The following is a 13,796-nucleotide window of genomic DNA, read 5'->3' on the forward strand; positions in this document are numbered from 1 at the left end:
TCGCTGAGATCGGGCAGCTGCAGCTGATCCGGGCGGCCTCGAAGCCGCGACCCAGGAAGCGATAGAGCTCAGGACAAGGAACGTCGTCCAGCACGCCCGCCGGGACGTCGAGCCCAATTTGCTCCCCAGGTCGTTACCATTCGATCGCATTCCATCGCCGCCTCGGCTTCTACGCAACCCGAGCCTGGAGATGCGGAACCTGCTGTTCGCGGCCACCGTGACCGCGGCCTACCTGTCGGCGTGCGGCCAGCCGGTGAACGGCCAGGGGTACTGGCGCCCCGTCCAGCGGCCGCTCCCGCTCCGCCTTCGCCGCCCCGCGCCCAGCCTGGCACCCGGCGCGCGGCTCGTCCGGTTGGAAACACGGTCGCGCCAGGCCGTACCCCGTTGCTACAAGAAGAGGCATGGGAATCTGGACCGACGCCTTCATCGCGCCCCCGGAGCCGACTCTCCTACGGCCGGAGGCGTTCGGCCGGCTCGCGGTCGAGCTGGCGCGTGAGCGTGTGGTCCGGGCCCCGTGGGGGCTCCTCGCGGGGCGGCTGTGCGTCAACGCGAGCCTCAACTGGGGCAGCGTCAGCGGGCAGGCTCGCTGGGACCGGCCTCCCGTCGGTACGGTGCTGCGGACCGAGGAGTATCCGTGGGACACACCGGACCCCGACGACGATCCCCCGCCGTGGGACCTCTCGCACGAGGAGGCCCGGCTGCTCGCCTGCGGCGAGAAGGTGCTCGACATACTGCCGGCGCTGCGGGCCGCCCTGTACGGCGACGAGGACATCGCGGTCGTGCTCGCCCACATGGACTTCGGTAACCGGGCGATCACCGACTACTTCCGGTACGAGGACGGACGCACGACGCTGGCCTGTTTCGCCCTGGCGCGCCCGCAGAACCGGCCACTGTCCGCCCACGACTGCGGGGACATGGACGACGGGCCGGTGCTCGCGGTGCGGACCTGCGTGGTCCACACCTTCAAGCACACGCTGGGCCGCCTCGGCCTGGACGGCGGCCCACTACCGGCGCTTGCCTCCGTCACTTCCCGCTACTTCGGACCGGACCAGGTCAGCGGCAAGACCTGGGGCTGAACCCAGGCACTCACCTCAACCTCCGCCCGCCGCGTCCCAGCCGTCCAGGAAGTCGGTGAGGGCGCGGCGTTGCGCTCCTCGCGGGCGATCTGCCGGACGAGGACGTCGCGGTCGGCGTACGGGTCGGCGGCGTTGAGGACCAGGCGCTGGAGTTCGGCCGTCGACCGGCACATCCGCCACAGTCCAGCTGTGGTACCCATGCACCTTCCTTGTCAGCCCCCTGCATACCGGGCAGTGCAGAGGAACATCCCGGGCCCGGGCCACTCGGTCGCGGGGTGCGCGGGTACGGGATGCGCCAGGTGCGAGAGACCGGCTGCTGGGTTCCGCTCATCGCCGAAGTCTTCGGTCGAGCGCCCATCCGACGGGCCTCCCGAACATCCACATCGCACTCTCCAGTGCCGACGTGCCCCGGTACACCAAGTCCACAACGGCTTCCCGGAGCATGTCGTGCTCCTCGGCGCCCACGCGGGCCAGCAGGCTGAGTGCGGTGCCGAGCCGTACGCCGGCAGCGGGATCGGCCAGCCCGTGCCTCAGCCACTTTGTGACGGACGGCCTCATCGCCTCATCGCTGCGGGGCCCGATCCCCAGATTGGCCACCGCTTCGATGACATCGATCTTCAGCGGTTCCTCGCCCACCTGGCCATAGAGCTCCTGAAGTACGGGAACCAGGCCTTTCCCTGATCGACCGCCCCAACCAGGAGAAGAACACAGGCACCCCGGAGCCTGATGTCTCCGGCCAGGCGTGCCAGTGTCAAAACCCGGGGCAGCGCATCCTCGTAACTGGCGGAAACGGATTCCTCCCAGGCAACCTTCTCGTCATATACATGCCTTCTTTCGGCGTCGCCCTCATCCCGCACTCTGCGCCAGGTCCACACTGCGGATCGATACGACTCTCCCAAGTACCGCATCAGATCGGCCTGAATCGCGGCGCTTTTCCCAGAGCCAGTTCGAGCATCAAGGAAATTCATTCGGGTGAATCCCTTTCATGGATCAGCAGCATGATTTCGTCCTTCATTCACGTCCTTTCGTACGCACGAATAGGTAATCACCAGTTCGTTATGGTCACCTTGTGGGAGCTCTCGCTCCCTTGACCAGGTAATCCTCACCCGGTGACAGCTAATCCTCACGGCCTGGCCAACACCGGCGCCCGGTCATCAACGCTCAACACCTCATGAAGCAAACCGAATCGGCCCAGTCCACAGCATCCGAAACCGGACACCGAACCGAGAACCGCCCCGGACAAGAAATCGAAGACTCGCAACTATCACGCGTACGAGTACCTCGGCCTGCTTTTGGGGGAGTTGATCCTGTCGGTGTGGTGCTCTTGGTGGGCTGGAGCCGCACCGATGCCGTGAGGAAGGGAGCGCCCATGGACACGCGCTCGACGGAGAGCCCTGCCGGGCCGGGGTTGCGGGACCATCTGGTCTCCGCGATCGAGGCCAGGGCGCTGATGACGGTGACCGGCGACGACGCGGCCGGCGCTGTACGGGCCGTCCGCACCGTGCTCGACGGCCTCGGCGAGCACGACGTCGTCGATGTCGTCGCGGTCGCACCCTACCCGCCAGCTCTGGGCGGGGGTCTCACGGTTCACGAGTACCGGTGACTATCCGCCATCGCGGAAGGGGAGTAGCACTCGGTGGAAGGCTTGCTGCAAGGGGAGGAGACGTGATGGCTGGAACTGACAGGCAGTCGGCGGACGGGCAGGTGGGCGGGCCCCACTCCTCCCCCGGCGATGCCGGGAACCCTATGCCCGAGCCTGAGCCCGAAGAGCCGGAAGACGACTGACATGGTGACGGCAGAGCAGTTACGTGAGCAGTGCGCTCAGGAGATGAGGCACACCCCGCGTGGCTTTTGCGGATGCGCCTGGCTCGAAGCCGCGTTTCTTGAGGTGCCGCGGGAAGACTTCGTGCCCGAGCGGGTCTGGTGGCCGGCACTCGGGAAGGACGACCGCTACCGGCTCTACGACCGCGCGCAGCAACCGAATGCGTGGCTCACCGCGGTCTACCGGCCAAGGATCGGTCTCGTCACCCAGCTCGACGACGGCGCCGTCCCTCCCGCCGGACCGGCGGTCGGGGAGTTCACCTCCTCGATCTCCTCGCCCAGCGTGATCATCGAGCTCCTGCGTCATCTGGCCCCGGGGCCCGGCGACCGTGTCCTGGAGGTCGGCACGGGCACCGGCTACACCACCGCGCTCCTGACGCACCGCACCGGGCCGGGCACCGTGGTGTCCGTGGAGATCGACCCTGTAATCGCCGAGCGCGCCGCACAACGGCTGCGAGCCCTGCCCTGTGACGTGCAGGTCATGACGGGCGACGGCGAGCTCGGCCATCCTGCGGGTGCTCCGTACGACCGGATCGTGGCGACCGCCTCCGTACGGCGTATCCCCCCGGCCTGGATCCACCAGCTCCGCCCCGGCGGCGTGCTCGTGGCGCCGCTCGACACCCCGTGGGGCCACGACGTCCTGGTGCACCTGACCGCCGACGGCACCGGCCACGCCGAAGGCCACGCCGTCGCACCGGTCACCTTCATGCGCGTACGCGGACAACGAAACCTCGTCCCGTACACGGACCTGGGATGGCCAGAGGGCGCCGGGGCATGGGACCAGGTGCAGGTACGTGTCGGCCCGGCCGGGCAGCGCATCACCGTCCTGGCCCCGCCTCCGTCAGGGCCGGGGCCGCCGCGCGGCCCTGAATCAGGGACCCGCACGACATCACACCGAACAGCCGGAATAGGAGACTGGCGCGGTCGTGGTCCAGGGCAAGGAAGACCTACCTGAACCTGACGATCAAGACCGTCAGCCGCCCGAAGAACGCTTCCGGATTCGTCGTTCTGCCCCGGCGCCGGGTCGTCGAACGCTCACACGCCTGGGTCATGTACGCCCGCCGACACGCGCGACTACGAACGCCTCATCCAGCACTCGGAATCATTCATCACCTGGGCCACGGTCACGCTCATGACCAGGCGAATCACCCGCCGAAACTCCCGCAGGAGCGGTCAGCCGGACTCTCGCGAAGCCCGCCGGGACTGACCAGGCAACGGTCACGGTCACCACCGCCGCCCAGAAGCCTCCCGACTCCCCGGGCCTGGGCCGAATCTTCCCATCACGGCCCTGTTCTCCCGAAGCTACGGCGAAGTGACAAGTAGCTCTCTGTAGCGGATCTGGGGTGTGCTTGTCAGCGGTTTGGATCTTCTGGGCCTGTCGGGGGCCGTGCTCGATGAGGTTGGTCCGGGCATGACGACCGGAGGGGGCTTCTCGCTGGACGGCACCGAGGCGGACCTGCGCGAGAATGAGCCCGACACAGGCCAGATCCGTGCTGACCTCACCGCCGCGACCGGCATCGCGGCGCTCACCGACTTTGCCGATACGGTGCCGTATTACCTGCTGTTCACGTTGCCGCGGGGGTCACACGGACGCACCGAGGGGATCAATATGGCGACGATCACGGTGGACGTGGCAGTTCCCGACGCGCTGCGGCCGGTCGTGGATGTGGCAGCGTTGCCAGCGGCCCTCGGTGACGCGGGGCCGGCGTGGCTGGTGCTGTCCGAGGACGGACGGCTGGCGCGGTGGACGCCGACGACCGGCGAGGTGCAGGACGTGGCCCGGTATCGGGAGGAGAGGCTGGCGTCCGAATACGGTGGCGGCGTTCGACTGCGGCTTCATGTGTCTCGATGTGGCCGTTGGGCGGTGGTGGTTCAAGACCGCGGTCGGTACGGCACCGTCGTCGATCTCACCACCGGTTCGCCAGCGTTGAAGTTGGACGGCGGGGATTACTGCTGTGAAACCGTCCCGTTCGCGTTGGCGCTCGCCGAACACGGTGGCCGGCCGGTTGTCGTCCATCGCACTGACTGGAACCGGTTGGATGTCACCGATCTCGCGTCCGGCGAGGTGCTTACGGCGCGGGACAGCCCGGATAGAGATGAGGAAGATGCGGAGCACGACCTCGATTACTTCCACGGCGCGCTGTCGCTGAGTCCTGACGGGACTCGTGTCTACGACGGCGGTTGGGTGTGGCAGCCGTGGGGGATGCCGGCGGTGTGGAGCCTGACCGCCTGGCTGCACGACAACCCGTATGAGTCCGAGGACGGGCCCAGCTACGCGGTGTATCCCGAGGTCTCGGAGTGGAACTGGCCGGTGGTGTGGATCGACGACGGGCGGATCGCGGTGTATGACCGGGACGACGCCGGCAGCGGTACCGTCCACGTCCTCGACCCCACCTCGATCGAACTGCGCTCGCCGGGCGTCCGATGGATCAACGCGGTCGCGACGTTCCCCTGGCCGGTCGGCGATTTCGGCTTTTTCACCGACGGAGAGCATCTGCTGATCGCCGACGAGGCCGGTCTGCAGGGCGTCGACATCACCAGCGGACAGCAGGTGTTCGCGATCGACGGGTTCCGCCCGGCGCGTCAGGATCGACATACCGGAACGCTGATCCAGGTCGGCAGCGCCAATGCCCGGTTGTGGACGCCGCCGAAGTGGACTGCGCGCGCTGGCTGAGCTGCCATTTCCCGCAGGGTGCCGAGCGGGAGAACATCCGCGAGTCCACACTGGAAGGGCTCGACACCGCCTCTCGCAAGGGCAAGCACGGCGGCCGACCGCCGGTCATCACCGACGACATGCTGCACACCGGGCTGCGGCGCCGCGCGAACGGCGAGTCCGTCGAGCAGATCCAGCCCGACCTGATCATCCCCACCGGCAAGCGCAAGGGGCGCAACCCCTCGGTGGCCAGCATCTACCGGGCACTGGCCGAGCACGCCAAACGCGAGGCGTACCCCGAAGTTGCCGAGAAGGCCCCCGCCGACTTCGCCGCCCTCCAAGCCGGCGAAGTCCCCGGCCCCCGCCTGCTACTTGTCACTTCGCCGTAGCTTCGGGAGAACAGGGCCATCACCACCGGAAGGCCGTCAGCGGAACCGCTGATGTCGCCGCCGGAGCAGCCCAAGCCCGCCCCGTTCGAATCCTGACCTGGGCAAACATTCGGCCGAGGTACAGACACAGGTACTGATCAAACTCGGCACATGGCTCGACAACGTCCGCAAACGGGCTGGGAAGCTCGCCGAGCAGCGACGGGCCGACCTCGACGCCCTCGGCATCCGCTGGTAAAGCGGGCGGGAGGCGGGGGGCTACGTGCCTGATCCGAGGCGGCTGAAGGCCCAACGGAGGACTTCTTGGTCAACGCGGGCGGGTACGGTTCAGGGCGGTGAGGGTGTGGGCGGTGAGGCGGGCCCAGTTGCGGAAGTTGCCGTGGGCGGCGCGGCTGTCGGCGTAGGTGATGTCCTCGGGGGCGGCGTCGGCCTCCTCCGTGGCGATACGCCGGAGCGCGTCGAGAATAGCGGCGCGTGCCGCGCCCCGGCGGGCCCGGCTTTCGGACCCGGCCGCGGAGGCCCGGCGATTCTCTCTCCGGTTCCGTCCACCGACTCTCAGACGCCGGAGGGGCCGGGAGTGCCCCCGGAGGTGCCCGTCGAAGTCCCCAGCGCCTCCATCGCCGCCGACAACCGCTCCAGCACCCGTACGGTCTCCGCGAACTCCGCCTCCCCCAGCTCCTCCGCCAGCCGCGCCGCAAACTCCGCGTGGCCGGGACCGATCCGGGAGACCGCTGTCCGGCCCTTCTCCGTAGGGCGCAGCAGCTTCGCGCGACGGTGGGCCGGATTCGGTACGTACTCCGCGAGCCCCTTCCCCACCAGCAGATCCGCGATCCGTTGCACGCTCTGCCGCGTAATCCCCATGGCCCGGGCGATCCCGGACACGGGCAACGGCTCGGCCAGCACCGCCCCGAGGACCTGCCACCACGCTGCGGTCAGTCCAGCCGGCCGCGTCAACTCCTCCGAAATCGCGAGGAATTGGCCGTTCAGCCGGAAGACCCCAAGCGCGGTGCGACTGAGCGCGTCCTGTTGCTTCCGGCTCATCCCTGCAGCACCTCGTACGCGCTCGCGTCCGAGTCGTGGAAGAGCCGGTACCAGGCGTTGAGCTTCGCGCCCTCGTACACCCCGAGCCGTGCGAAGACCTCACGGGCGAACGCGACCGGTTCGGTCGGCCCGGCCGTGATGAGATCGCCGTCGGTCACCGCGTCCGCGTCGACGTACCGCTCACCGCCCCCGTACCCCGTGGCCGCGAGATAGAAGGAGACCGCGCTCGTGTGCACGCGGTCGTCGAGCAGACCCTCGCGGGCCAGCCCCGCTGTCGCACCGCAGATGGCGGCGACCGGCACCCCCGCGTCCAGGAAGCCGCGGGCCGCCCGGGCGAAGGCGGCGAGCTCGTCGCCGGAGTCCCAGAGACCGGCGCCGGTGAGGATCAGGAGAGCGCTGTCCTCGGGGCGCAGCTCCGCGAGCGCGAGATCCGGCTGGATGCGCACCCCGCCCATCGTCGTGACGGGGGCGGTGGTGAGCCCGACCGTCCGCACCGTGAACCCAGCCCCGGAGAGATGCGCGGTGGTGTGCCCGGTCTCCCAGTCGGCGTAGGTGTCATAGACGGCCAGATGTACCACGGTCCTGCGGGTCATGACGTCTCCTGAGTGTGGAGGAACTGCCGGAAAATTGATGACAACATACTGTCAGTATGGCAGCACGCTGTCAACAATGTGGATTGCGCCAGCCCGGCACCCTGCCCACCCGAGCGCCCCACGCCATACAAGGTGGCCATGTCGAGCCGCTCCCGGCGCGCGGCCGCGCTCCGGCCTTGATGAGCCACACGATGCGGGCGGCCTGGTCCCACATGGGGCGGGACGGGTAGAGGTTGCGGGGAGGGAGGGAAGTGATCCCGAGATAGTCGGCCCCGGCCGCGAATGCTGCGCCGCGAACTGGGCAGCGTAGGCACGACGGCCGTCGGCATCGACGTATTCGAGGGCCTCCTCGGCGGCCACGCTGCGGGCCCACTGTCCGTAGACGCGCACGGCCTTGGTGGCCAGGGCCTCGACGGCGGAGAGGCAGTGCGGGACGGCGGAGAGGCAGTGCGGGACGGCGGAGAGGTGCCGGGCGGCACACTCGGGGGTTCCGGTGAGTTCGAGGGTGAGCTCGTCGGGCGTCGGCGCCGGGGCGTCCGGAGAGGCCCGTTTGGACGTGGACCACTACCTCGAATTCCTGGTCGGCATGCCCGGCGCTTTCCCCCGGCTCCACCGCCCTCGAACAAGCACGTTCGGCAGGCAGGTTCACTCCGGTTCACGACGCGTGGTGGGACCAGGCCCGCAAGATCCACGGTGAGCGGGACGGAACCCGATCTCTGATCGAAGTCCTCCTTCTGGGGCGTCACCTGCCTCACGAACACGTTGTCGCCGGGCTGGCCACGGCCCTGCGAGCCGGCGTCATGACCGCGGACGCAGTTGCTCTGGAGGCCCGCAAAGCCGCCCAGGCCGAGACTGAACCCGCCCAAGCCACCGACCAGCCGATTGCCGGGCAAGCCATCGGCGATGGTGACATCACTGCATGAGTGGCGCCTCGCGCACCTTCCTCCGGACACCAGGCCGCTGCCGTCAGTGACCCCCTACGACCAACTGCTCCGAGCCGTCGCACCAGCGACGGTGAACACCATGCGGGAGAAGCGCAGTGACCCTGCCCGCCAGCGAGGATTGACCGAACAGGCCGTCGACAGCGCGATCGCCGTGGACGGCGCGATCACCGTGCACCTGGACGCAGGCTACGACTCGGACAAGACCCGCGCGCCGCTCAGCGAACGCGGCCTGCACGGACGCATCGCACACAAGGGAGAGAAGGCGCCCATCCAGGCCAGTCAGCGCTGGCATGTAGAACGCACCCACGCCCGGCAGAACGCCTTCTACCGCCTCGCCTGCTGCTACGAGCGGCGCGCCACCGTCGTCAACGCATTCTTCGACCTCGCCGACACGATCATCACCGTGCGCAGTCTGATCCGGCAGGCATGGACGACTCACCGCTGGGGCGGACGCCCGAATCACCGACCGTGACCGCACGACCTCTTACAGGCCCGGGTAGAAGCCCGGAGCGCCCAGGTCCTCGAACCAGCTCGGTGGCTCGGGCGCGGTGAACGCGTTGGCCATCGCGTCCAGCCAGTCGGCGAACGTGGGGAAGTGCGGAGTGGAGTTGGTCAGGTCCTCCCAGTCCCCGCCCTCAACGTAGCGTGCGCGCCCTTTCTGATCGTCTTGGTGGTGGTAGTAGACCGGGTATTCGCCGCCTGCGTCCGGGTGGGTGACATCGAAGCACCAGACCGCCTCGCTGCCTGCGTCGGCCAGGGCGAAGCCGACCAGGTGGTTGGTGGACAGCCACGGGGCCTCGCCGCCGCGCCCCACATGCTCGGGCATATGTACAAGTTCGGAGTTCAGCTCGGCGATGGCATCCTCACCGACGACGACGAACTCGTGCCGAAGGGCCGGCGCATGCCACGCTCGGGGCAGCCGACGCTCGCAGAACCGGCAGGCCGGCGTGCAGCTCCGCGCGGGGCGGCCTGCGCGAGCCCCGCAGCAAGGACGACCGTCACCCTGCCGCGGACCAGGTCATATCCCCCCGGGGAACGACTCCTCACGCCGGGCGCTGTCGATCATCCTGTGCAGGAACTCCACGAAAGGCACGCCGTCGTCCATTCGGTCCGGCTCCTCGTCGTGGTACCAGACGTGGACGCGGTCGTCGCCCTCGTGCTGGAGCGAGAGCAGAGCGAAGTTCGCGTACCCGTCATGGCCCATGACCGGCATCATCCTCATCAGATCCGCTCCGCCCTCGTTCTCCTCGTGCCAGCCGTCGTGCAGCCACCGGGTGTAGACGGCGTGCGCCCCCGGAATGTCCGCGGGATGGATGAAGTTCCGTGTTGTCGGCTCCAGGGCGGCACCGGGCAGCGCTTCCATCGGCTGGAGCAGCGTTCCGGTGCCGATCACGCGCAGAAAGGCCCGGTAGTCGGCCGGAAGCGGCCCGAACCGCGCTTCGAGGACGGCGATGTCGTCCTCGCTGACCGGGCTGAGGTCGCCGGTCGGATCCAGCCAGCCCTCCTCGTCCAGCCAGGCCTCCGCGTCCAGCTCCTCCTCTTCCCATCCGGGGTCGTCGAGCAGTTTGGGCACCCAGTGTTCGCGGTACCAGGTGCGGTACTCCTCGAAGAGTCCGGTCAGTGCGGCGGCGGTCGCGTCCTCGGCCGGTATGCGGGGCTCCGACGCCCCGGACGGTGAGGGTTCCAGGTGGGGCGCCTGCCGGAAGTAGTCCTCGATCAGCGGGGCGAGCCTGCGGTTGCCCCGCCAGGCCGCCAGCCGCTCCGCCGCGTCCTGGCTGCGGATCATGGCGAGATGGCGGGCGAACACCAGCCGTTCGTTGTTGCCGCGGGCCTGGCGCATCGCCGAGTCCAGAACGGGAGCGGCGCCCGCCCCTTCCCGCGCCAGCAGGGTCAGCAGGGTCGCCTCGTCCAGACAGCCCGGCTGCCGTTCGACGAGCCGCTCGCCCCAGTCGACACCGGCGGTGGTGACCAGCATCCGCACCACCTTGTCACCGCCACCTCCCTGGGCGAGGCAGTCCTCGGCCGCCCGGTCGGCCCACTCCCGCTCGTCGGGGAACACGAAGGACAGCGCCGCCTTCACCGGCACCGGTACCGCGTCGAACGCGGCTGCCGCGACCGCGCGCGCCGCATGGTGGTCCGCCTCGTCGGCCACCGCGAGCACACCCCGCAGCAGCCGCCAGCTCGATTCGCACTCGGCCACCTGGAACGAGGCATGTGCGGTGGTCTCGATGAGCCAGGTCCCGCTCCACTCCAACCCCGGGTCGCAGTGGACCTCGTGCTGATTGCGGGCCAGTTCATGCAGCCGCAGCATCGCACGCAGCGTCCACACGACACCCTCGGCCGCCAGCCAGAACGGCACCGCGTCCCACGACGCCTGCAACTGCAGCTCCACCATGGCCACTTCCACGTCCAGGTCGAGCACGTCCGGACGCTCACCGCTGCGGTACAGCGCCGCCGCCCTCAGCCCGAGTGCGGCCATCGAAGGCGCCGCGTGCCGCGCCCCCTCCTCCACCTCGTGGACCGCGTACTCCCAGCCTTCGTCCATGTCGTGACGGCTCTTGTCACGCGCCTCGGCGAAGCAGCGCGCGGCGTCGAACGGCGGCACCGCCGCCAGCCAGCACGGCCCCCGGTCGAGCCCCTCGGTCAGATGGTCCGGATTGACCCGCGCCCGGGTGGAATACACCTTGCCGCGCTGCTCCTCGGTCCACACCACGTCACCGGCCACACGTTCCTCCTACAGTAATCCGCAGCAATCGAACTGGTTTCCCGCGCCCGCACCGACAGTCTGGTCCGGTGGCACCCCGATGTCCCGTCGCCCGGCCCCTGTCGAGCGGGTCTCAGTGAAACTACGCAACTCGACCCGCACTCCACGGCACGGAGGACCTCCGGGACGCTCGGCCGAAGAGCGTCCCGGTCCGCGTCCGGCCGACGGCACTGGTCACGAGGGCGGCGGCGTGCCCGGTGCCGTAACCGTGTGGCGGGCCACCAGGGTGGCGAGGGCCGCGCGGGACGGGACGCCCGTCTTGCGGTAGACGCGGGCGACGTGGCTCTCGACCGTGCGCGGACTGAGGCAGAGCCGGGAGGCCACGGCCTGGTTGGTGAGACCCTCTGCGACCAGTTCTGCTATCTCCCGTTCCCGCGAGGTCAGCTGGGCCAGCCCGGCGGCCGTCCCGGACGGCTCCGCCGACCCGTCCGTGTCACCCAGCACCTCCGGGCGCTGCTGGTCGGCCAGGGCGACCAGCAGCGTGGCCCCACCCTCGGCGGCCTGCCGACGGGCACGACGCCACATGGCGGCCGCGCCGGCGCCGTCACCGGCGGCCCTGGTGAACACGGCGCCGAACAGCAGGCTCTGGGCCTCCCGGAGGGTCGCCCCGGACAGCGCGCTCTCCCGGGCGGCTTCGGCAAACGCCCGTGCAGCCGCAGCCGGGTCCCCGCGGTGCGCCTCGATCCGGCCGAGGGCGCGCAGCGCAGCTGCCCGTCGGGTCGGCAGGTCGAGCCGTTCGGCCTCCTTCAGGGCGCGCTCGGCCGCGTGCTCGGCCTCCTCCGTCTCACCCACGGCCAAGGCGGCGGCGACGATCATTTCCAGGAACTCGGGCAGCAGCGAGGGCTGCGATCGGGGCAGGTCCCTGCCGCCGCCCGCGTCCAGCAGGACGTCCCGTGCGCGGTGCGGGTCACCGGCGCCCATAGCGGCGAAGGCGAGCAGGGACCGTGCCAGCGTCGACCACCAGCTCTCGCCCGTGCCTTCCACCGCTGCCGCCGCCTCCTCGGCGGCGGGCAGCGCCTCCGGATCGCCCGGCGGGCGGGCCTGTATGAGGAACAGGGACCTTATCGCGAGAGTGAAGCCGAGCAGTTCGGTGCTGCCCAGGGACCGGGCGATGGCCGCGGCCTCGTCGGCCAGCTCCAGCGCCGTGGTGACCCGGCAGGTCAGGAAGTGGGCGTACGCCTTGCACAGCAGGAGCTGCGACAGGACGTAGAGCCGGCCGGTCCGCCGGGCGATCTCCGCACCGCGGTCGCTGTGCCGCTCAGCATCCGTGTACCTGTCGAGCATCACCTCGGTCCAGGCCAGTCTGATCAGGGGCTCGCACAGCCCGGCGAGGTCGCCGTCGGTGAGTGCGTCCGCCAGCCCCGCCGCGGTCCGGGCGAGCCGACGGGCCTCGGCCGTGTCACCCTCGTACGCCTCGCTCATGGCGGCCAGCGTCAGGGCGCCCATCTCTCCGAGTCCGTCACCCAGATCGCGGGCACCGCGCAACGCCTCGGCCAGTTCTTCCCGTACGTCGGGGAAGCGGGCGACGAACTGCGCGCGGCAGCACCATTCGATGACGAGACCGATTCGCTGGGACGGTGACGGCCCGGGCCTCCGGTCCAGTTCTCGGCGCAGCAGCGCGTCGGCCTCGGCGTAGCGCCCGAGCTGACGCTCCATGACGGCGCACTGCACGACGGCGGAGGTACGGAGCGCATCCTCTCCGTCCTCGTTGCCGGCGGGCATGTCGATCACTCGGTGGAAGAGGTCTCTGCTCTTCCACAGCGCCCCGGTCGTACCGAGCGCCCCGGCACGCATCAGCATCAGCTCACGGCGTTTGTCGAGGTGTCCAGGAGCGTTGGGCAGGATCGCCAGGACGACACCGAGCCAGTGGGCCGAGGCCGCCGGGGCCGTCACGGCGGTCTGTTCGGCGGCGCTGGTCAGGATCGCGGCGGCCTCCGGGTCCCAGCCGGTCAGTGAACGCTCGATGTGGTGCGCCCGCTCGGCGAGGGGCGCGCCGGCCTTGGCCAGTTCGGCCGCCGCCCTGCGGTGGAGCTCCTGCCGCCGCCAGGGATCGGTGCTGTCGTGGACCAGCGCCCGGATCAGCGGGTGGCGCAGTGCCAGACGGGGTCCGGCCTGGTCCGTACGGATCAGATCGCGGCGCATCACCCTGCGCAGGGCCTCGACGACGTCAGGGACCGGCGAGCCGGTGAGAGCGGCGATGAGGTCGGCCGTGGCGTGGTCGCCGAGTACGGCGGCGGCTTCTACAGTGCCGCGCTCAATTGGGTCCAGAGGGGCGAGCTCGTCGAGCAGCAGTGCTTCCAGGCCCGCGGGCGGACCACCGTCCCGGACCGGGGGCCCGGGCAGCCGGGCGGTGCGATGGGCCGTCAGGAGCGCCAGGAAGTACAGCGGGTTGCCCTCGCTCGCGGCGTACATCTCGGCCGCCGGCTGCTGCGGCAGGTCGCGGGCCAGTTCTTCGACGCATTCCCGTTCGTCGAGCGGGCCGAGAGACATCCGCAGCACCGCGCCGGTGTCGGCCCCG

Annotated in this window: 12 protein-coding genes and 2 pseudogenes; 7 read left to right on the forward strand and 7 right to left on the reverse strand. The window is 69.8% G+C overall.

The features are described from left to right. Positions 1-401: 401 nt before the first annotated feature. The gene (locus tag ABZ622_RS40565) at positions 402-1,076 is read left to right on the forward strand and encodes a hypothetical protein (RefSeq protein ID WP_360552167.1); all 675 of its coding nucleotides are present in this window, start codon (positions 402-404) and stop codon (positions 1,074-1,076) included. Here the strand turns inward: ABZ622_RS40565 and ABZ622_RS40570 are convergent. Together ABZ622_RS40570 and ABZ622_RS40575 are read right to left on the reverse strand one after the other, a co-directional pair. Beyond that, positions 1,034-1,276 carry a hypothetical protein gene (locus ABZ622_RS40570; RefSeq protein ID WP_360552169.1) on the reverse strand — a complete coding sequence of 81 codons (243 nt, stop codon included), beginning with the start codon at positions 1,274-1,276 and terminating at the stop codon, positions 1,034-1,036. The two genes, ABZ622_RS40565 and ABZ622_RS40570, sit on opposite strands and share 43 nt — an antisense overlap. 127 nt (positions 1,277-1,403) lie before the next feature. Further along, on the reverse strand, positions 1,404-1,712 hold the full coding sequence (locus ABZ622_RS40575) for a hypothetical protein (protein ID WP_360552171.1): 309 nt from the start codon (positions 1,710-1,712) through the stop codon (positions 1,404-1,406). 733 nt (positions 1,713-2,445) lie between these two features. Between ABZ622_RS40575 and ABZ622_RS40580 the strand changes: the two genes are divergently transcribed. From ABZ622_RS40580 to ABZ622_RS40600, 5 genes and pseudogenes are all read left to right on the forward strand, one after another. Beyond that, positions 2,446-2,679, forward strand: coding sequence for a hypothetical protein (locus ABZ622_RS40580; RefSeq protein ID WP_360552173.1), 234 nt, complete (start codon positions 2,446-2,448; stop codon positions 2,677-2,679). A gap of 303 nt (positions 2,680-2,982) precedes the next feature. Beyond that, positions 2,983-3,852: a methyltransferase domain-containing protein gene (locus ABZ622_RS40585; RefSeq protein WP_360552175.1), complete on the forward strand. Its 870-nt coding sequence runs from the start codon at positions 2,983-2,985 to the stop codon at positions 3,850-3,852. Next, positions 3,846-4,050: pseudogene (locus ABZ622_RS40590) on the forward strand (IS5/IS1182 family transposase); the annotation flags it as partial. The gene ABZ622_RS40585 and the pseudogene ABZ622_RS40590, both read left to right, overlap by 7 nt. Positions 4,051-4,242: 192 nt before the next feature. Then, on the forward strand, positions 4,243-5,571 hold the full coding sequence (locus ABZ622_RS40595; protein ID WP_360552177.1) for a hypothetical protein: 1,329 nt from the start codon (positions 4,243-4,245) through the stop codon (positions 5,569-5,571). Beyond that, a complete protein-coding gene (locus ABZ622_RS40600) occupies positions 5,535-5,939 on the forward strand; it encodes a hypothetical protein (protein WP_360552179.1) in 405 nt (134 codons plus the stop codon). The genes ABZ622_RS40595 and ABZ622_RS40600 overlap by 37 nt, the downstream gene beginning before the upstream one ends. A gap of 552 nt (positions 5,940-6,491) precedes the next feature. On the opposite strand, the gene ABZ622_RS40605 is transcribed toward ABZ622_RS40600, so the two are convergent. Both ABZ622_RS40605 and ABZ622_RS40610 read right to left on the reverse strand, forming a co-directional pair. Beyond that, positions 6,492-6,977, reverse strand: coding sequence for a MarR family transcriptional regulator (locus tag ABZ622_RS40605; RefSeq protein ID WP_360552181.1), 486 nt, complete (start codon positions 6,975-6,977; stop codon positions 6,492-6,494). Next, the gene (locus ABZ622_RS40610; RefSeq protein ID WP_360552183.1) at positions 6,974-7,570 is read right to left on the reverse strand and encodes a DJ-1/PfpI family protein; all 597 of its coding nucleotides are present in this window, start codon (positions 7,568-7,570) and stop codon (positions 6,974-6,976) included. The genes ABZ622_RS40605 and ABZ622_RS40610 overlap by 4 nt, the downstream gene beginning before the upstream one ends. Positions 7,571-8,677: 1,107 nt before the next feature. Here ABZ622_RS40610 and ABZ622_RS40615 point away from each other — a divergent pair. Continuing rightward, positions 8,678-8,986 (forward strand): annotated as a pseudogene (locus ABZ622_RS40615) (transposase); the annotation flags it as partial. Positions 8,987-8,998: 12 nt separating this feature from the next. Here ABZ622_RS40615 and ABZ622_RS40620 read toward each other — a convergent pair. From ABZ622_RS40620 to ABZ622_RS40630, 3 genes are all read right to left on the reverse strand, one after another. Next, the gene (locus ABZ622_RS40620; RefSeq protein WP_360552185.1) at positions 8,999-9,340 is read right to left on the reverse strand and encodes a hypothetical protein; all 342 of its coding nucleotides are present in this window, start codon (positions 9,338-9,340) and stop codon (positions 8,999-9,001) included. A gap of 192 nt (positions 9,341-9,532) precedes the next feature. Continuing rightward, positions 9,533-11,239, reverse strand: a complete 1,707-nt coding sequence (locus ABZ622_RS40625; protein WP_360552187.1) for an SMI1/KNR4 family protein — start codon at positions 11,237-11,239, stop codon at positions 9,533-9,535. A gap of 213 nt (positions 11,240-11,452) precedes the next feature. Continuing rightward, positions 11,453-13,796 (reverse strand): LuxR family transcriptional regulator (locus ABZ622_RS40630; protein ID WP_360552189.1); only part of this gene is annotated, 2,344 nt, incomplete at its 5' end.

The organism is Streptomyces sp. NPDC007164, from assembly GCF_040634135.1.
Classification (GTDB): Bacteria; Actinomycetota; Actinomycetes; order Streptomycetales; family Streptomycetaceae; genus Streptomyces; species Streptomyces sanglieri.

Bases quoted from the DNA above. Each gene is read 5' to 3' on its own strand.
- ABZ622_RS40620 (WP_360552185.1), bottom strand. From the start codon at position 9,340: ATGCCCGAGCATGTGGGGCGCGGCGGCGAGGCCCCGTGGCTGTCCACC.
- ABZ622_RS40570 (WP_360552169.1), bottom strand. From the start codon at position 1,276: ATGGGTACCACAGCTGGACTGTGGCGGATGTGCCGGTCGACGGCCGAA.
- ABZ622_RS40565 (WP_360552167.1), top strand. From the start codon at position 402: ATGGGAATCTGGACCGACGCCTTCATCGCGCCCCCGGAGCCGACTCTC.
- ABZ622_RS40580 (WP_360552173.1), top strand. From the start codon at position 2,446: ATGGACACGCGCTCGACGGAGAGCCCTGCCGGGCCGGGGTTGCGGGAC.
- ABZ622_RS40610 (WP_360552183.1), bottom strand. From the start codon at position 7,570: ATGACCCGCAGGACCGTGGTACATCTGGCCGTCTATGACACCTACGCC.
- ABZ622_RS40605 (WP_360552181.1), bottom strand. From the start codon at position 6,977: ATGAGCCGGAAGCAACAGGACGCGCTCAGTCGCACCGCGCTTGGGGTC.